Source organism: Flagellimonas lutimaris (genome assembly GCF_003581615.1).
In the GTDB taxonomy this organism is placed as follows: Bacteria; Bacteroidota; Bacteroidia; order Flavobacteriales; family Flavobacteriaceae; genus Flagellimonas; species Flagellimonas lutimaris.
The window spans coordinates 1-381 of the sequence record NZ_QXFH01000019.1 but is presented as its reverse complement, the minus strand read 5'-3'; the positions used below and the strand labels follow the sequence as shown (position 1 = coordinate 381).

Sequence of the window (381 nt, the reverse complement as noted above, 5' to 3'; positions counted from 1 at the left end):
GAGGGCGGGCTAGACTACTTGGGCAACCCGAGTTTGGTCCATGCACAGAGCATTTTGGCCATATGGGCGACCCAAGTGCTACTAATGGGCGCGGTGGAAGGATACAGAATCGGGGGTGGGCCGTTGGGCGAGATTACCGACCCCTTGTACCCGGGCGGGAGCTTCGACCCGTTGGGATTGGCGGAGGACCCGGAAGCATTTGCTGAGTTGAAGGTGAAGGAGCTAAAGAATGGGAGGTTGGCAATGTTTTCAATGTTTGGATTCTTCGTGCAAGCAATAGTGACAGGGAAAGGGCCTTTGGAGAATTTGGCTGATCATTTGGCTGATCCAGTCAACAACAATGCTTGGGCTTATGCCACCAACTTCGTGCCTGGAAAATGA

The 381-nt window shown here is 53.5% G+C and carries 1 protein-coding gene; it reads left to right on the top strand.

What is annotated here, in order from left to right; translation table 11 throughout:
* Positions 1 to 381 (top strand): chlorophyll a/b-binding protein (locus D2V08_RS18155; RefSeq protein ID WP_147374023.1); only part of this gene is annotated, 381 nt, incomplete at its 5' end.